13 protein-coding genes and 1 pseudogene are annotated in these 18,088 nt (G+C 63.6%); 10 read left to right on the forward strand and 4 right to left on the reverse strand.

Annotated features, from left to right (window positions below; all coding sequences use genetic code 11):
• The first annotated feature begins 85 nt into the window (after positions 1 to 85).
• From IVB36_RS09110 to IVB36_RS09130, 5 genes are all read left to right on the forward strand, one after another.
• Positions 86 to 1,309: a CoA transferase gene (locus IVB36_RS09110; protein ID WP_018459239.1), complete on the forward strand. Its 1,224-nt coding sequence runs from the start codon at positions 86 to 88 to the stop codon at positions 1,307 to 1,309.
• Positions 1,306 to 2,442: a thiolase family protein gene (locus tag IVB36_RS09115; protein WP_018459238.1), complete on the forward strand. Its 1,137-nt coding sequence runs from the start codon at positions 1,306 to 1,308 to the stop codon at positions 2,440 to 2,442. The genes IVB36_RS09110 and IVB36_RS09115 overlap by 4 nt, the downstream gene beginning before the upstream one ends.
• Positions 2,439 to 2,798: an OB-fold domain-containing protein gene (locus tag IVB36_RS09120; RefSeq protein ID WP_018459237.1), complete on the forward strand. Its 360-nt coding sequence runs from the start codon at positions 2,439 to 2,441 to the stop codon at positions 2,796 to 2,798. Before IVB36_RS09115 ends, IVB36_RS09120 begins: the two co-directional genes overlap by 4 nt.
• A gap of 604 nt (positions 2,799 to 3,402) precedes the next feature.
• Positions 3,403 to 3,930 carry a carboxymuconolactone decarboxylase family protein gene (locus IVB36_RS09125; RefSeq protein ID WP_085352807.1) on the forward strand — a complete coding sequence of 176 codons (528 nt, stop codon included), beginning with the start codon at positions 3,403 to 3,405 and terminating at the stop codon, positions 3,928 to 3,930.
• A gap of 26 nt (positions 3,931 to 3,956) precedes the next feature.
• A complete protein-coding gene (locus IVB36_RS09130) occupies positions 3,957 to 4,259 on the forward strand; it encodes a nucleoside triphosphate pyrophosphohydrolase family protein (protein WP_026233761.1) in 303 nt (100 codons plus the stop codon).
• Between the two features lie 5 nt (positions 4,260 to 4,264).
• Here the strand turns inward: IVB36_RS09130 and glsA are convergent.
• The 4 genes and pseudogenes from glsA to IVB36_RS09150 form a co-directional block, all read right to left on the reverse strand.
• Positions 4,265 to 6,113: pseudogene (gene glsA, locus IVB36_RS09135) on the reverse strand (glutaminase A).
• 22 nt (positions 6,114 to 6,135) lie between these two features.
• Complete coding sequence (locus tag IVB36_RS09140; RefSeq protein WP_018459233.1) at positions 6,136 to 8,211, reverse strand: TRAP transporter permease; 2,076 nt, start codon at positions 8,209 to 8,211, stop codon at positions 6,136 to 6,138.
• 35 nt (positions 8,212 to 8,246) lie between these two features.
• Positions 8,247 to 9,413, reverse strand: coding sequence for a TAXI family TRAP transporter solute-binding subunit (locus IVB36_RS09145; protein WP_018459232.1), 1,167 nt, complete (start codon positions 9,411 to 9,413; stop codon positions 8,247 to 8,249).
• A 164-nt stretch (positions 9,414 to 9,577) separates the two neighbouring features.
• The gene (locus tag IVB36_RS09150; protein WP_018459231.1) at positions 9,578 to 9,799 is read right to left on the reverse strand and encodes an acetyl-CoA carboxylase biotin carboxyl carrier protein subunit; all 222 of its coding nucleotides are present in this window, start codon (positions 9,797 to 9,799) and stop codon (positions 9,578 to 9,580) included.
• Positions 9,800 to 9,893: 94 nt separating this feature from the next.
• Here IVB36_RS09150 and IVB36_RS09155 point away from each other — a divergent pair, with 94 nt between their 5' ends.
• The 5 genes from IVB36_RS09155 (at position 9,894) to IVB36_RS09175 (ending at position 17,959) form a co-directional block, all read left to right on the forward strand.
• Positions 9,894 to 10,868, forward strand: coding sequence for a helix-turn-helix domain-containing protein (locus IVB36_RS09155; protein ID WP_026233760.1), 975 nt, complete (start codon positions 9,894 to 9,896; stop codon positions 10,866 to 10,868).
• Complete coding sequence (locus IVB36_RS09160; protein ID WP_018459229.1) at positions 10,798 to 12,357, forward strand: carboxyl transferase domain-containing protein; 1,560 nt, start codon at positions 10,798 to 10,800, stop codon at positions 12,355 to 12,357. Before IVB36_RS09155 ends, IVB36_RS09160 begins: the two co-directional genes overlap by 71 nt.
• 422 nt (positions 12,358 to 12,779) lie before the next feature.
• On the forward strand, positions 12,780 to 14,477 hold the full coding sequence (locus tag IVB36_RS09165; RefSeq protein WP_247391302.1) for a GMC oxidoreductase: 1,698 nt from the start codon (positions 12,780 to 12,782) through the stop codon (positions 14,475 to 14,477).
• A gap of 261 nt (positions 14,478 to 14,738) precedes the next feature.
• Positions 14,739 to 16,253 carry an ATPase domain-containing protein gene (locus IVB36_RS09170; protein ID WP_018459227.1) on the forward strand — a complete coding sequence of 505 codons (1,515 nt, stop codon included), beginning with the start codon at positions 14,739 to 14,741 and terminating at the stop codon, positions 16,251 to 16,253.
• On the forward strand, positions 16,250 to 17,959 hold the full coding sequence (locus IVB36_RS09175; RefSeq protein WP_018459226.1) for a response regulator: 1,710 nt from the start codon (positions 16,250 to 16,252) through the stop codon (positions 17,957 to 17,959). Before IVB36_RS09170 ends, IVB36_RS09175 begins: the two co-directional genes overlap by 4 nt.
• Positions 17,960 to 18,088 lie beyond the last annotated feature (129 nt).

Here is an 18,088-nt window from a genome sequence, read left to right on the forward strand (position 1 = left end):
GCGGCTCTTGCGCATGCGCCGCCACTGCCGTTAGCTGGACCGAGATCGCAGGCCTCACTTGAGGCCGCGCAATCGGGAGCGAACGATGGGGCCGCTGAAGGGCATCAAGGTCGTCGACATGACCACCGTGCTGATGGGCCCCTATGCGACCCAGATGCTCGGCGATTACGGCGCAGACGTCATCAAGGTGGAGTCTCTGGACGGCGACGTCACCCGCCTGATCGGCCCGATGCGGCACGCAGGCATGGGCCCGGTGTTTCTCAACACCAACCGTAGCAAGCGCTCGATCTGCCTTGACCTGAAGAAGCCCGCCGGCCGCGAGGCCGTGCTCCGCTTGCTGAAAGACGCCGACGTTCTCGTCTACAACGTCCGCCCGCAGGCGATGGCGCGGCTTCAACTCGGCTATGACGTTGTTTCCAAAATCAATCCGCGGCTGGTCTATGCCGGCGTGTTCGGCTTCGGCCAGGACGGGCCCTATGCTGCAAAACCGGCCTATGACGATCTGATCCAGGGCGCCACCGCGCTGCCCGCCTTGATGGCGCAGACCGGTGACGGTGTGCCGCGCTATGTGCCGAACGCACTGGTCGATCGCATCGTAGGCTTGACTGCCGTGGGCGCGATCTGCGCCAGCCTCGTGCACCGCGACCGCACCGGCCGCGGCCAGCGCGTCGACATCCCGATGTTCGAGACCATGGCCGGCTTCGTCATGGGCGACCACATGGGCGGATTGACCTATGAGCCCCCGCTCGACAAGGGCGGTTACGCCCGCCACCTCTCGCGCGACCGCCGGCCCTACAAGACATCGGACGGTTATCTCAGCGTCATCGTCTACAACGACAAGCAGTGGGAGAACTTCTTTAAGGCGACGCGACGCGACGACCTGCGCGCCGACGCGATGTTCGCGACATTCGCCGGGCGCGCCGCCAATATCGACGTCGTCTATGCCGAGCTCGCGCGCATCTTCGAGACGCGCAGCACCGCGGAATGGATCGACCTGCTCACCAAGGCCGACGTGCCGGTGATGCCCATGCACGACCTCGCGTCGATGCTGCACGATGAGCATCTGGAGGCGACCGGCTTTTTCCCAGTGGTGAACCATCCAACTGAAGGGCCGATCCGGAGCATGAGGGTGACGGCCACCTGGTCCGAAACCGAAGCCGAACCGGTGCGGCTCGCGCCGCAGCTCAACGAGCACGGCGCGGAAATCCTGCGCGAGATCGGCTATTCCGCCGACGAGATCGACGCCATGGTCCGCGATGGCGTCACCCGTTCGCCGCCCCGGAATGACGATGCACTGGTGCGCCCATGAGCTTCATCACCGGCGTCGGTCTCACGCCTTTCGGCAAGCACGAAGGCTCGTCCTCGCTGGAGCTGATGAGCAAGGCCGCGCAGGCTGCGCTCGACGATGCCGGGCTCAAGCGTGCCGAGATCGACGGCATCCTCTGCGGCTACTCCACCGTCTCGCCGCACATCATGTTGGCGACCGTTTTTGCCGAGCATTTTGGCATCCGCCCCAGTTACGCCCATGCCGTCCAGGTCGGTGGCGCGACCGGGCTCGCGATGACCATGCTCGCCCATCATCTCGTCGAAGCGGGCGTCGCCCGCAATGTGCTCGTCGTGGCCGGCGAGAACCGCCTCACTGGGCAGAGCCGCGACGCCTCGATCCAAGCGCTGGCGCAGGTCGGCCATCCCGACTACGAACTGCCGCTCGGCCCGACCATCCCGGCCTATTACGGCCTCGTCGCTAACAGATACATGCACGAGTACGGCGTGACGGAAGAAGACCTCGCCGAATTCGCGGTGCTGATGCGCACCCACGCCTGCACTCATCCTGGTGCGCAATTCCAGGATCCCATCGAGGTCGCAGACGTCATGGCCTCGAAGCCGGTGGCGATGCCGCTGAAGCTGCTCGATTGCTGCCCGGTGTCCGACGGCGGCGCAGCCTTCGTCATCAGTCGCGAGCGGACCGGAGAGGCCCGCGTGCGCATTCGCGGCTGTGCCCAGGCCCATACCCATCAGCACGTCACTGCAGCCCCCGCCCTGAGCGAGCTCGGCGCCGAGATCTCCATCGCTCGCGCCAGGGAGGTTACCGGCCTTGCCATTTCCGACGTGCGCTACGCGGCGATCTACGACAGCTTTACGATCACGCTCGCGATGCTGCTGGAAGATCTTGGCCTCGCTGGCCGGGGCGAGGCAGCCGCGCGCGTGCGCGCTGGCCATTTCAGCCGCAATGGAGCGATGCCGCTGAACACCCATGGCGGCCTGCTCAGCTACGGTCATTGCGGCGTTGGTGGCGCCATGGCGCATCTGGTGGAAACGCATCTGCAGATGACGGGGCGGGCGGCGAATCGTCAGGTGCGCGACGCCTCGATCGCGCTGCTGCACGGCGACGGCGGCGTGCTGTCGTCTCACGTCAGCATGTTCCTGGAGCGGGTGCGATGAGCGAGCGTCTAGCCGACTGGACCAAGGGCGAACAGGCCGTCATTTATCAGACCTGCACCGCATGCGGCCATGTGCAGTATATTCGTCGCGCCTTCTGCGCGGCCTGCGGCGCGTCCGATCCGCGCGAGCAGTGCGCCAGCGGCAAGGGCAGGGTCTACGCGACGTCGCTGGTCTGCCGCGCCGCCACGCCCGAGACGCGCGCGTACGTGCCCTACAACATCCTGCTGGTCGATTGCGCCGAGGGTTTTCGCATGATGGCGCATGGTGAGAATGATCTCGCCATCGGCGATGAGGTCAGTGCGAGCTTCAAACTGTTCGCCGGCAAGCTGGTGCCGTTCTTCGCCAAAGACAGATAGTGAAATTTAGATGCTCCAATGTGGCCCGGATGGAGCGGACCGAAATCCGGGTTTTCGCCTCACCGATAGACTTTCCCGGATTGCGCGCCCCATCCGGGCTATTGCGGCAACGCGAGCGGTGGGATCCGTCATTCGGGGGCGGTCCTGAGAGACCGAGCCTGGAACGGGAATTCTGGGCCTGGCCTGTGCGAGGGCCACCCCGGAATGACGAAAGCTCTCACCCGACTCTTAACTAGCGCCCGTAGAACAGGATGCTGGCGATGACGAGCATCGCCATCACCGCTAGCATATGCGCGAACGCTTCCGAGGCCGCCCCCTTGGTGGCTTCCTTCATTCCATTTTCTCCCTAGACTTGGGCGTGACTCATCGATGCGCGGTTAGCGCCCAACGGCCAATTGTTTTTACTCGGAACACCCCTTGCGAGTATCCGCCGCGATCAAGTCCCCACGCGGCGAATATCGACTGTGCCAAGGTCGTTCAGCAATGCGGCGGCATTTTGACTCGATGTTGTTGCTCCTGCGGACGCGCAAGAATACAGTTTCGTGGAAATTTCGCCGCTAACGACAAAAAGCATCAAAGGCTTAGGGAAAACTTCAGGAAAATCATGGCCCGCATCAACTACAGCGACCCGTCCAAGGCATCCGACCGCACCCGCGAGATCCTCGACAAGAACCGCAATGCCAACATCTTCCGGATGATGTCGCATTCGCCGAGCTATTTCGAGCAGTACTGCCGGCTCGGCGGCGCCATCCGCCACAAGGGCGAGCTCGATCCGATCGTGCGCGAACTCGCGATCACCCGCACCGGCATTTTGTGCGAGGCGCCGTATGAGATCGTCGCGCACAAGCGCATCGGCAAGAATGTCGGCGTCACCGACGAGCAGAACGAGGCGCTCGAGAACTGGCAGGCCGCGAACTGTTTCAATGAAGTGCAGCGCGCCGCGCTCGCCTTCACCGACGAGATCGTCAAGCTGAACAAGCCGACGGATGCGACCTTCAAGGCGATCTCATCGAAGCTGACGCCGGCCGCACTGGTTGAACTGCAGCTCTCGGTCGGATTCTACATCATGACGTCAAAGTTTCTGGAGACCTTCGAGATCGACCTTCAGCCGGTCACCGAAGTGGTCGGCTGATCGAGCAATTGCTGTGAGGGATGCTCATGACGATCGATGAATATGCCGCCTGGGCTGCAACGATTGCGAAAGTCGATGAGCGTCCGTCGAACGAACGGCTGTCCTATCTCGGGCTCGGCCTCGCCGGCGAGTCCGGCGAAGTCGCCGACCATATCAAGAAGCTGCTCCGCGATGACTGGCTCGACCAGGCGGGCCTCGTCGAAGAGCTCGGCGATGTCATCTATTACTGGGCCTGCCTCTGCGTGGCGACCGGCCAGCAGCCATCGGAGCTGCTCAAGACCAGTGCCGCCAAGATCAAGCGGCGGATCAGCGAGGCGGCGAGCCGCTAGGCCGCTCAGGTGGAGGTCAAGATATCCACTTTGGCGTTGGCGACGATCAGGCGCTCGGCCAGAAGCTGCGCAAGATTGCGCATGATGCGTTCGCTGGCGTGCGGGTGCTGCTTGCGGAAGCGCTCGAACGCTTTCAGAGGCGCCTCGAACGCGGTCGCAGCCATATCCGCGAACACGTCCGCGGAGCGGGTGGTCTCGATCAGGGCCATCTCGCCGAACGCCATGCCGGCGGTGAGTGTTGCGAGCCGCACTCCGTCGGGCAGGGTGACATGCACCGCGCCGCTGCGCAGGAAGAACAGGGAATCGGCTGCGGCGCCAGTGGTGAGGATTTTCGCGCCAGACTGATAGATCCGGATCGTGCAGATTGAGGCGAGGTCGGTCAGCTCTTCCGCGCTGAGGCCTGCGAGCAGAGGCTGCTCGGAAAGCTCGGTGGTCTCGTGAAAATCGATCGAGCCGCCATAGCGGTAGACGATCTGGTCTTCGGCCCATTCGATCGCGGTGTCGAGCACATAGAAGTCGCGGACGTTCTTCAGCTCCGCGGTCCACTCCCGCAGGCTGTCCCATTCTTTGGAGGCGCGCCTGACGCCTGACAGGACGACGGTCACATTCAGCGCCGCCAGCTCCTCGAACGCTTCAGCCACCAGCCGCGCCCCGGCGCGTGTGGTGGAGGTGACGCGGTGGAGATCGAAAATCACGAATTGCGGCCGCGGCCGGCCCGCAAGCCGGCGTGAGACATAGTCGACCGCCGACAGCGACAGCGTGCCGACCAGCTCGATGATCCGCACCTCCTGCTCGAGGGCTGCGAGAATATCGCGCTCCTGCGGGCGGCGCACGCGCCGCGACGGGCTCTTGCCGATGTCGTAATCGGCGATGACGGCGTTGCGTGCGTCGTCGCTGCGGTTGAGCATATGGCAGATCGTAATGCGAGGACAGCGCCTCGCAGACCTTGATGCCGCGCACGCTGTTGCCGTGCTTGTCGAGCCTTGGCGAATAGCTGCCGAGCCCGAGGCGGGCGGGGAGTGCGGCGAGAATTCCGCCGCCGACGCCACTCTTGGCGGGGATGCCGATCCGGTAGATCCATTCGCCGGCATAGTCGTACATGCCCGACGACGTCATCACCGACAGCGTGCGCGAGATCGCGTAAGGCGTCAGCACCTGCTCGCCGGTAACCGGGTTGACGCCACGGTTGGCGAGCGTTGCCGCCATCACAGCGATGTCGCGCGCGGTGACCAGCACCGCGCATTGCCGGAAATAGACGTCGAGTACGGCCGCGACATTGTCCGAGATCACCGCATTGGTCTTGAGGAGATAGCCGATGGCACGGTTGCGGTCGCCGGTCTGGCTTTCGGAAGCGTAGACGGCCTCGTCGACGGCGAGATCGCGGCCGGCAAAACGACTAAGCGCGAGGCGAATTTGCTCGAAGGCATCCGGACCCTTGCTGTCGTGGATCAGCCCGGTGCAGGCGATCGCGCCGGCATTGACCATCGGGTTGAATGGATGATTCTCCGAGTTGAGCCGGATCGAGTTGAAAGGATCGCCGGAGGGCTCGACGCCGATTGCGCTCTCCACCCTGTTTGCGCCGAGCAGGTCCAGCGCCAGCGCGAACACGAACGGCTTTGACATCGACTGGATGGTGAAGGGCGCCCTGGAGTCGCCGACCTCGTAGACATGACCGTCCAGGGTCGCGAGGCTGATGCCGAAACAGGCAGGATCGGCCTTGCCGAGCTCGGGAATGTAGTCGGCGACCGCGCCCGAGGTCTCTGCCGAGAATTCGTTGAGGCAATTGTCCAGAAACCGCAGCAAAGGCGGCTTCGAGCGCGTCCAGGCGGTAGCGAGAGGCGAAAGCGGTTTCATTGCCTCTCTTTGTGCAACGCAATCAGGGCACGCGCAACCCGTCCGGCACCACGGTCTGCCGCCGGACCAGCAGCAGGGCGAGCAAAATCGTGGGGATCAGGATGGCGAGGCCGAGCAGCGTCACCTGCATCTGCGACAGCGGCATGATGCCGCCGCCGGGGGTGGCCACCACGAAACCGCCGATCACCAGCAGCACGCGGATGGGCCACTCCAGCGCACCGGCGCCGCGGAGATCGCCGACGAAGGGCTGGTAGCCCTGGATGCCGCCGCAGATGAACAGCGTGCCGAACGCCGCGAGCGCCATCAAGCCGAGACCGGCCAGATAGGGGCTCGGCCCCTGCAGCACCAGCGCGGGATTGAGCACGAAGAAGAACGGGATGAAATAGATGATGCTGCCGACCCACATCGATTCCCAGCCCGTCTTCATCGCCGGCGAGCCGGCAATACCTGCCGCTGCGAATGATGCAATCGCGACCGGCGGGGTGATCGACGACAGCATGCCCCAGTAGAAAATGAACATGTGCACGGCCATTTTGTTCAGCCCGAGCTTCTCCAGCGCGGGTGCGACCAGGATGGCGAGGAAGATGTAGCAGGCCGTCGTGGTCAGGCCGAGCCCGAGAATCAGGCTAGTCAGGGCGCACATGCCGAGCAGCAGGAACGGATTGTCGCCGGCGATATGCAGCAGGTCGTTGGCGAGGCTCGACACCACGCCGGTCATCGAGAAGGCGCCGATCAGCAGGCCGCACCCGGCGAGGATGCCGACAAGCTCGACGAAGGTGCGGCCGTTGACCTCGAGGAATTTGCCGATGGTCGCGACAGTCCAGCGCGTGTCCTTCGAGAACAGCTGGTTGAGCACAAGAAGCAATGCGGTGGCGTAGAATGGCGCATGGCTCTCGCGCTTGAAGTAGAGCAGCATCACGATCAGGAGGGCGATGACGAAGACGTAGTACCAGCCATCCTTGATTGTATCCATGACCCGCGGCAGCTCCGCGCGCGGAATGCCCTTCAGCCCGTGTCGTGCGGCGTAGGAATCGACCTGCATGAACAGGCCGATATAATAGAGCGCGGCGGGAATGATGGCCGCGATCGCGACATCGGCGTAGCTGACATTGAGGAACTGCGCGATTACGAAGGCGGTCGCGCCCATCACCGGCGGCGCCAGCACCGCGCCGGTCGAGGCACAAGCCTCGATCGCGCCCGCATAGGAGGCGCGAAAGCCGCTCTTCTTCATCACCGGAATGGTCATGGTGCCGGCGGTCAGCACGTTGGAGATGATCGAGCCTGACATCATGCCGAGCAGGCCGCTGGCGAAGATGCACACCTTGGCCGCGCCGCCGCGGAACGTGCCACACAGCGCGAAGGCGAGATTGATGAAGAACTTTCCGGCGCCGGTCATCATCAACGCGGTGCCGAACACCAGGAAGCCGATCACGGTGTCGGCAAACGCCTGGATGGGAATGCCGAGCAGGCTCTCGCCCGACAGCACGTGATAGGCGGTCGCCTGCTCCAGCGTCGACTGCGTGCCGCGGAACGGCCCGAGCCAGCTGGATTCCGCGAACAGCGGATAGACGGTGAAGGGAAGCACGCTCAGTAGCAGGCTCCAGCCGCCGGTGCGGCGCAGCGCCTCCATCAACATCACCCACATCACGAGACCGGCTGCGATCACGCTGTTCGGCGCGCCGCCGAATTCCCAGCCGGCCTCGGCGGCCTTGCGGACGTTCGACATCAACAGCAGCGCGGCGGCAAAGGTCACGACGAAGCAGAGAAGGTCATACCAGGGAATGCGGTCGAGCGGCGCGCGCGGGGTCCCCGGGAAGATCAGGAACGTGAACGGCAGCATCAGGGCGATCAGGAGGTAGAAGTATTCCGTGTTGAGCTGGGTGTAGCCGACGAAGAAGCGCAGCGAGAATTGCTGGTTGATGCAGAGCAGGATGGTCGCGGCGGTCGCGAGGACGAGCAGCCAGCGCCACGCGCCACGCAAGCTTCGCACGCGCGTAACTTCCGCTTCCTGCATGTTGGCGGCGGCGCCATGCGGATCGTCGAACACGATCCGCTTGGCCTCGTCCTGGGAGGGGGTGGAGACTGAAGCAGACGACATGATCGACCCCGGGCGTGGACAATTAACGCTGTGAACTAATCCTCGAACCCGTTCGGCATGTCGGCCTTCGCAAGCGCCGCGGCACGCGCCTTCATCCAGGCGTCGAGGAACGCCTTATCATCTGCAGGCGGATTGGATTTTCCGTAGTCGGTCCACGCGGCGCCAAGCACCTCTTGCCGCTTGATCAGTCCGTTGTTGTGCGCCTCCTGTGCGTCGTTCCATTGCCCGGCCTCCTTCAAAGCCTTCACCGCGCCGGGATGCACCGGCACCACCCAGTTCTTGGTCTGGCGATCGGCCGCAAGCCCGCCGGCGCCGGGCGCGGAGTCCTTGTAGGAATCGTAGTTCACGATCATCGCCTTGGTGATCGCATAGACCTGCTCGGGGGCTTGCGAGGCGTAGGCGACGAAGATCGGATAGGGATAGTTGCCGAGCTCGATCGGCTTGTCCGGCGAGATACCGGCGCCGCAGGTCGCTGTCTGCGGGAAGAAGAACGAGCCGACCTTCTGCATCCGTGCCCAACCTTCCTTGTCCTTGGCGGGCAGCGGCGGCCAGACCAGCCCGCGCGGCGAAGTCTCGGCTTCCTTGGCGGGACCGGTGATGGTGGTGCCGAAGGCCGCATCGGTGTCGTTGTTGATCAAGCCCTTCCACATCGCGCCGTAGCTTGCGAACTCGACGATCTTGACGTCCTTCTGCGTCAGGCCGGCGAAGGCGAGCACCGCGAGCGAGTTCTGGTTCAGTGCCGGCGAGCCGACGACGAAGCCGACGCGCTTTCCCTTGAGGTCCTTCAGCTCCTTCACCCCTGTATCCGCGGCCACGCCGAGCGAACCGCAATTGCAATCAACGCTCGAGAGCAGGATCTGGAGCGGCTGCGGGCCCCATTCCCTGGAGCCGAACTCGAACACGCCCTCCTGCGCGAAATATGTCCCCGATCCCATCGCCGCGGAGACCGCGCGCTTGGCGCGCAGCGGCGCCAGACGCGCGACATCGTTGCCTGCGGGGAGCACGCGCACGTCGGTCGAGTATTTGTCCTTCATCATCTTGCCGACGCCGACCGCGATGTTGAAGCCGGCGGTACCGGTGTCATAGGCGGTGAACGTCAATGTTGCCGGCAGCTTGATGTCGTCGGCGAATGCATAGCGTGTAGACACAAAAGAAAGGCCTGCCACCACGGCAGGCGCGAGCATGATCAGCCCACGACGCATGTTTCCCTCCAATGATCCTCGCGTTTGCCGCGACGATTTCTTTCTTTGTTTGAAACAGGTTTTGTTTGAGAGATCATGTCATCGCGGTCAGGCAATGGCAACGCCGTACCGCGAACGCAGCAATGAGGCTGACAGAATGTCGCGGAAAACGACGGAGAATGCAGTCAGCTTGCGACGATTGCGATCGCCTGTCCTTCGGTAACGACGTCGTCGAGCTTCACCAGAAGCGATGTGATCTCGCCGCTCACAGGCGAAAGCACCGGTATCTCCATCTTCATCGCTTCGACCACCACAATCTCATCGCCATCTGCAACGGTTCCTCCAACTTGCACGGGAGTTGCGCAGACGCGTCCGGCGATCTCCGTGACGATCTTAATTTCTGGCATGCCATCGCCTTTTTGTTGTGGTCGCAAAATGCCTGAGGTAGTTTCTTCTGCAAGCGGAATTTAATTCCGCACAGCGGAACAAGCGGTAGGGATCATGGGACGACGTTCGGAGCGGTTGAGTAGACAAGGTGCGCTCGCTGGCGAAGCCGGTGAGGGTGATGTCATCCAGGTGGTGTCGCGCGCGTTCGACGTGTTGCGATGCTTCGAGGGCCACGAGGCCAGGCTTGGCAATCTGGAAATTTCAAATCGCTGCGGCCTGCCGCGCTCGACCGTGTCGCGGCTCACGCACACGCTGACGCGGATGGGGCAGCTGGTCTATCTGCCGCGCGATCAGAAATATCGCATCGGGCCAAGCGCGGTGGCGATGAGCGCCTCGATGATGAAGGGCGCGCAGCTGCGCAGCATGATTCGCCAGCGGCTCCAGGAAGTCGCTGAGCAACTGCCGGGCACCGTCGGCTTCGTGGTCCCCGATCGCTTCCATCTGGTCTATCTTCAGTTCGCGCGTTCGGCCTCGGCACTCGGGCTGCACGAGGGCACCGGCAGCCGCATCTCGATGGCCTCGACCGCTGCAGGCGCAGCCTACACTGCGGCATTGGCGCCCGAGGTCGGCGATGCCTTCATCGCGGACATGGAGCGGGAAGCTCCCGAGGCTGCGAAAATCCTGCGGCCCCGCATCGAGGCCAACCGGCAGTCGCTGCATGAGCGCGGCTATGTCGTGGCCTGCGGCCTGTGGAGCCCGCATATCAACGGGCTCGCGGTGCCGATCTGGTCGCCGCAATACCAGACCTTCGTCGTCATCACGATCGGTCTTCTGTCGGCGATGTACGACGAAGAGCGCCTGCATGCCGAGGTCGCGCCGCTGATGCTCGCGCTCGGCCGTTCGCTCGGCAGCCTGATGGAGGGCGCGGAAGGCGACGTCTTCAACGCCCGCATCCCGCGTAAACCGGTCGCCATCGCCGTGCACAACAATAACAAGCCGATCAATTCGGAGGGAGTGAATGAACTGGAAGCCGGAACTCGACGAGCTCGCCCGGCGCGAAGCCTTCGCGCGGGAGATGGGCGGCGTTGACAAGGTCAAGCGTCAGCATGACCAGGGCCGACTGACTGTTCGGGAGCGTATCGACAGACTGACCGACAAGGGCAGCTTTCACGAGATCGGCGCCGTCTCCGGCGTCGGTGAATACGATTCCAGCGGCGAGTTGCAGAAATTGACGCCGGCGAACTGCGTGTTCGGCCGCGCGCGCATCGAAGGCCGCACCGTCGTCGTGGTCGGCGACGATTTCACCGTGCGCGGCGGCTCGGCGGACGCGTCCATCTCCGCAAAACCGCTGATGGCGGAGGAGATGGCGCATGATCTCCGCCTGCCCATCGTCCGCATCATCGAAGGCTCCGGCGGCGGCGGCTCGGTCAAGACTATCGAGACCAAGGGCGCGGCGAACTTGCCGGGCGGCATCGGCGGCACACGCTGGTATCGCTTCACCACCGAGAATTTGTCGCGCGTGCCCGTGGTCGCGCTCGGCCTCGGCTCGGTCGCAGGGCTCGGTGCCGCGCGTCTTGCCGCCAGCCACTATTCCATCATGACCCGGAAGTCCGCGATGTTCGTCGCAGGTCCGCCGGTGGTGAAGGCGCTGGGGCAGGACCTCTCGAAGGAAGAGCTCGGCGGCGCCGACATCCAGACCCGCGCCGGCGCGGTCGATCATGCCGTCGACACCGAGGAGGAGGCGTTTGCCTGCGCCCGGCGATTCCTGTCCTATCTGCCGTCGTCGGTCTACGAGCTACCACCGACCTTGCCCTGCACTGACAATCCGGAGCGCACAGAAGAGGCGCTGATGAGCGCGGTGCCACGCAACCGCAAGCAGGTCTACAAGATACGGCCGATCGTCGAACAGGTCGTGGACAAGGGCTCGTTCTTCGAGGTCGCCAAGAATTTCGGCAAGCCGATCATTGTCGGCCTCGCGCGGCTCGAGGGCAGGGCGGTGATGGTGCTTGCCAGCGACAGCTTTCACTATGGCGGCTCCTGGACGGCGGATGCCTGCCAGAAAGTGGTGCGCTGGGTCGACTTCGCCGAGACCTTCCATTTGCCAATTGTCTATCTCATGGACTGTCCCGGCTTCATGATCGGCCTCGATGCGGAGAAGGCGGGCACCATCCGCCATGGCGTTCGCGCTATGGCCGCGGTCAACCAGGCCACGGTGCCCTGGTGCACGGTGATCCTGCGCAACGCCTTCGGCGTCGCCGGCGTGGTGCATCAGCCCGCCGACCGCTTCTCGATCCGCTACGCCTGGCCATCGGCTTATTGGGGCTCGCTCCCGCTCGAAGGCGGCATCGAAGCCGCCTACCGCGCGGATATCGACGCGGCCGAGGACAAGGCGGAGAAACTGAAAGAGATCGAGGACCGCCTCAACAAGCTGCGCTCGCCGTTCCGTTCCGCCGAAAAATTCTGGGTGGAGGAGATCATCGATCCCAGGAAGACGCGGTCGCTGCTGTGCGAGTTCGCGCGGCTGTCGGAGCCATTGCGGAAGCCAGGGCCGCCGGAGAGTTTTTCGATCAGGCCGTAGCCTCAGCCGTCACTGCGAGCTGCTGATGCCGATCTCAGCCTAATTGCAGTTCGGCAAAATTGATCTATCGCAACACGTAGCGTCCGATTGTCTGCAAGCGTCTCGTTTGAAACGAGGGAGAGACGTCATGACAAATGCGGGTAACGCGCTGCTTTGGACAGCCATATTTTTCTGCCTGTCGTTCGCTTCGATTTTTGTAGTCTGGTTTGCCGAGAGGTTGCGCGCGGGCTTCGTAAGGAAGCCGTAAAGCCTCCTGGATTCGCTCCCTCGTCACCTGCTGACCGGACGGCAGATGCCTGCCGCCGGGCGGTGCCCTCGGCGTCGACGGCGTTGTGCTCGCGCTTTGCCGCGGCAGCGATGACGTGACCTCAAAACAATAACGCGCTACGCTTCCCGGGCAAGAACAAGAGGAAGCGCCAATCGTGTACGACTTCATTATCGTGGGCGGCGGCTCGGCGGGGTCCGTGCTGGCCCACCGGCTCTCCGCGAGGAGCGCCAACAAGGTCCTGCTCTGCGAGGCTGGACAGGACACACCGCCCGGAGACGAGCCGGCCGAGATCAAGGACAGCTATCCGGGGACGGCCTATTTCGATCCGCGCTTCCACTGGACCGAGCTCAAGGTCACGACCCAGATCGTCAGTCACAACAACCCCGACGAAGGGCGTCCGCCCCTGCGCAAATACGAGCAGGCTCGCGTGCTTGGCGGCGGCTCCTCGATCAACGGCCAGATGGCCAACCGCGGCGCGCCGACCGATTACGACGAATGGGAAGCGCGCGGCGCCGCGGGGTGGAGCTGGAATGATGTGCTGCCCTTCTTCAAGAAGGTCGAGCGCGACCTCGATTTCGACGGTCCCTACCACGGCAAGGACGGCCGCATCCCGGTCCGCCGAATCCCCAGGGAGCACTGGACGCGGCATTCGCAGGCGTTCGCGCAGGCCTTCCAGCAGGCCGGACATCAGTTCCTGCCCGACCAGAATGGCGAGTTCGTCGACGGGTTTTTCCCGGTGACGCACTCGAACCAGGCCGAGCAACGCGTCTCGGCTGCCATGGGCTATCTCGATCGAGACACGCGCAAGCGCGCCAACCTCACGATCTCCACCAACACGCAAGTCAGGGAGTTGCTATTCGAGGGCACGCATTGCGTCGGCGTGAAGGCGGTGGTCGACGGGCGGGAGCAGGAATTCCGCGCCCGCGAGATCATTCTCTCCAGCGGCGCCATCCATTCGCCGGCCCATCTGTTGCGCGCCGGCATCGGCCCGGTCGGTCACCTCAGGGATATGGGCATTCCCGTGTTGATGGGGCTGCAGGGCGTCGGCCAGCGCCTGATGGATCATCCCTCGATCTCGCTGTCGTCCTTTGTCCGCCGCGGCGCGCGGATGAACGAGCACACCAGGCGCCATATGCAGCTTGGCCTGCGTTACTCGTCCGGGCTCGAAGGCGTACCGAAAGGCGACATGTTCGTCGTGCTGCTCAGCAAATCGGCCTGGCACGCCGTCGGTGAGCAAATCGGATCGCTCCTGACGTTCGTCAACAAGACCTATTCCGAGACCGGACAGGTCAAGCTTGCCTCGCGCGACACGGCAGTCGAGCCGATCGTCGAATTCAACCTGTTGTCCGACCGGCGCGACCTTGATCGCCTGATGAGCGGTTTCCGCAAGATGGCGGCCGTGCAGATGAGCGACGTCGTCAGGGCCGTGACGGACAAGCCGTTCCCGGCCTCCTATACCGATCGCGTGCGCAAGATCGGCGTGGTCAACACCAAGAATTCGGATCTGACCAAGATCGCCGCGGCCCTGATGGACGGGCCGGCGGCGCTGCGCCACTACATGATCGACAATTTCGTGGTCGAGGGCTTCACCTTCGACGACGTCATCAACGATGACGAGGCGCTGGAAGCCTTCGTGCGCAAGGCCACGATCGGCGTGTGGCACGCCTCCTGCTCGTGCCGCATGGGCCGGACCGATGATCCGATGGCGGTGGTCGATCCAGAGGGGCGCGTCAAGGGCGTGCAGGGCCTGCGCGTCGTCGATGCCTCGATCTTCCCGGTGGTGCCGTGCGCCAACACCAATTTTCCGGTCCTGATGTCGGCGGAGAAGATCGCGGCCGCGATGATGCAGTGAGCTGACGCGGCTTTCGGGGCGCGAACTGGCTTGTCGACGCTGGCCGGCTGGGACCGCCAGTCAGACCGCAAAAGCTAAAATAGGGGGCGAGAACGGTTCCGCGGCAGACGGTCTGGCGGACATGCATCTGAAGGCGGAACTTGGAACCCGGCTTGGGCGTTCTTTGCCAAATTTCGCCTTACGGCCGGGGCCGGACCGCTGACCGCGCGTCCATCTCGGGGCCGGAGCGCACTTTTGGCGATGGAGCTTCACGGGGGTTCAATGATCAATTCATCGAGCCGGGCGCAAACCAGCGACCCCGGAGAGTTGCCCAGGATTTCGACCGGCAGTGATGGCCTCGACGATATCCTCTACGGCGGGCTCGATCCCAATCGCATGTACCTCTACGAGGGTCGGCCCGGCTCGGGCAAGACCACGATGGCGCTTCAATTCCTTCTCGAGGGCGCCCGCTCCGGTGAACGCGTGCTCTATATCTCCTTGTCGGAAACCAAGCGTGAGCTGACGCTGGTTGCACAGCGGCACGGCTGGTCGTTGCAAGGAGTCGACATCTTCGAACTGGTGCCGCCTGAGACGACGCTCGATCCGGAGCGCGAGCTCACCGTCTTCCACCCCGCCGAGATGGAGCTGAGCGAAACCACGGGCCTGATATTCAAGGAGGTCGAACGGATCAATCCCGCGCGCGTGGTGCTGGACAGCCTGTCCGAGCTCCGCCTCCTTGCGCAGAACCCGCTGCGGTACCGGCGCCAGGTTCTGGCCCTGAAGCACTTTTTCACCAACCGCAACTGCACGGTCATCCTCCTCGACGATCTCTCGTCCTCCCAGGACGATCTGCAACTCCATTCGATCGCGCATGGCGTCGTGATGCTCGAACAGCTCGCCATTGATTATGGGGCAGAGCGCCGGCGGCTTCGCGTGATCAAGATGCGCGGCATTCGATTTCGCGGCGGTTTCCACGATTTCACGATCGAAGCGGGAGGGGTGCGGATATTCCCCCGTCTGGTGGCGGCGGAACATCACACCTCGTTTATCGGTGAGTTGACGCCCAGCGGCAATGCACACCTCGACCAGCTACTGGGAGGAGGGCTCGAGCGCGGCACCAGTGCGCTGCTCTTGGGCGCCGCCGGTGTCGGCAAGTCGTCTCTCGCGCTGACCTATGCGATCGCGGCGGCAGATCGCGGTGAGCATGCGGTGTTCTTTGCCTTCGATGAAGGTCGCGGTACAGTGGAGGCCCGGGCTCGAACGCTGGGCCTGCCGCTTGAAAGCCATCTGCAATCGGGACTCATCCGATTTAAACAGATCGATCCCGCCGAAATGTCCCCCGGCGAATTCGCCGCCAATGTGCGCAACAGCGTCGAAAAGGACAACGCCCGAATTGTTGTCATCGACAGTCTGAACGGCTACCTCAACGCAATGCCGGATGAGCGATTTCTCATCCTCCAGATGCACGAGCTCTTGAGCTATCTCGGGCAGAAAGGCGTGCTGACCGTCCTTATCCTCGCTCAGCATGGGCTGGTCGGCCCGATGGAAACGGCCCTCGATATCAGTTATTTGAGCGATGCCGTGCTCATGCTGCGCTATTTCGAGGTCGGCGGAACGGTGCGGCGCGCCCTCTCGGTCGTGAAGAAGCGCAGCGGCAATCATGAAAATTCCATCCGCGAGTTTCGTCTTGGCAGTGCCGGCATTACGGTCGGTCCTCCGCTGACCGGATTCAGCGGCATCTTTTCCGGGAATCCGCGTTACTCGGGCACGGAGATACCGGAGGGGCTGTCGGAATGAGCGCCGACCGCGATCATTGCGTCCTCGTGTTTGCTCCGATTGGCCGCGATGGACCGGCATCGGTCGAGCTTCTCCGCAGTTCGAATCTCGTGGCAATCAATTGTCGAGGTCTGCCTGAACTGGTCAACGAGATGTCGGCTGGCGTGGGCGCGGTGCTTCTCGCCGAGGAGGGCTTGTTCGGAAAGGATACCCAGCCGCTGGCACATTGGATCGAGCGGCAGCCGCCCTGGTCCGACCTGCCCTTTGTCATTCTTACCAGCCACCGGGAGCAGCCGGCGGTGGTTGCCTGGCGCCGCAGCATCGTCGAGACACTCCGCAACGTTTCGCTGCTCGAGCGCCCGGTTCAGCCGATCACGCTGACGAGCGCAATTCAATCCGCAATGCGGGCCCGCCGGCGGCAATATGAAATTCGGACCTTGCTGCAGGCGCGCGAGCGGACGGCCCAGGAGCTCGAGAAGCTCGTGGTCGAGCGCACCCGTGCCCTCGAGGAGGCCAACAAGCATCTGCGGGCCGAAATGGAAGAGCGCGCCCGCGTCGAGGAGACCCTTCGTCAGGCCCAGAAGATCGAGGCCATTGGGCAATTGACCGGCGGAGTAGCTCACGATTTCAATAATCTGCTGATGGTGATCTCCGGTGGATTGGACATGCTCGACCGACAGACCGATCCTGATCGGCGGCGTCGGCTGTTGGAAGGAATGGTTCAGGCGGCGCAGCGTGGTGCGGGCCTGACCAGGCAGCTTCTGGCTTTTTCACGGCGGCAGAAGCTCCGGCCCGAGGCCGTCGACATCCCCGCGCAGATCGGCGGCATGCGCGAATTGCTCGATCGGAGCCTGAGAGGCGACGTTCACGTCGAGTTCGATTTTCCGGAGGGGCTTTGGCCGGTTGAGGTCGATCCGGGAGAGCTCGAACTGGTCATTCTCAATCTGGCGGTCAACGCCCGCGATGCGATGCCGAACGGCGGTACGATCGTTGTCCGTGGCGAGAACCTGGCCGGCCTGAACGAGAACGAGATCGCGGGCGATTACGTTCGCCTATCCGTGGTCGACAGGGGTGTTGGAATGAGCCCCGAGATCCTGGCGCGGGTCTTCGAACCGTTCTTCACGACCAAGGATGTCGGGAAAGGCTCGGGCCTGGGGCTTGCTCAGGTCCACGGATTTGCCACGCAATCACGCGGGATGGTTCGAATAAAATCGATTGTCGACGAGGGCACCAGCATCGAGCTCTATTTGCCGCGATCCAGGAATATCCCTTCGGGTGAACGGCACCTCATCGACCTGAACAGGGCGCGGCCCAAGAAGGCCAATCAGGGGCGAATCCTCCTCGTCGAAGACGACGACGAGGTCGCCGCGCTCGTCAGCGAGATGCTTGCGCAGCTCGGTTACCAGGTCACGCGGGCGGCCAGCGCTGCGGCGGCTCTCGGTGCCCTAGCGGACGGCCGCTCCGTCGATCTGGTGTTTTCCGATATCATGATGCCGGGCGGCATGAACGGTGTCGAACTCGCGCGCGAGATCAGAAGAAGGCGAAGCGACATTCCGGTCCTGCTGACGAGCGGATACGCCGAAGCCGCGGTTCACGACGCCGAGCAGGCCGGGATCCGGATCCTATCGAAGCCTTACCACATCGACGAGCTCGCCGCAGCGCTCGGCGCTGCAAAATCGGACTTTGCGATAGCCACAGGAGCGGGTTTGGCGACGACTCGGGGTTGACCAAGCGCGCAACAATCACCGGCCGGGTTTATGGCTCGAGGGGTACCCTGCGCAATTGTGCGCTCGGGCCGGTCGACGCCCATCGCTGAGCGGCGCGTGCACATGCGATCGCGTTTCGGTTGCGACGAC

The organism is Bradyrhizobium sp. 35, assembly GCF_023073215.1.
GTDB classification, from domain to species: Bacteria; Pseudomonadota; Alphaproteobacteria; order Rhizobiales; family Xanthobacteraceae; genus Bradyrhizobium; species Bradyrhizobium canariense_D.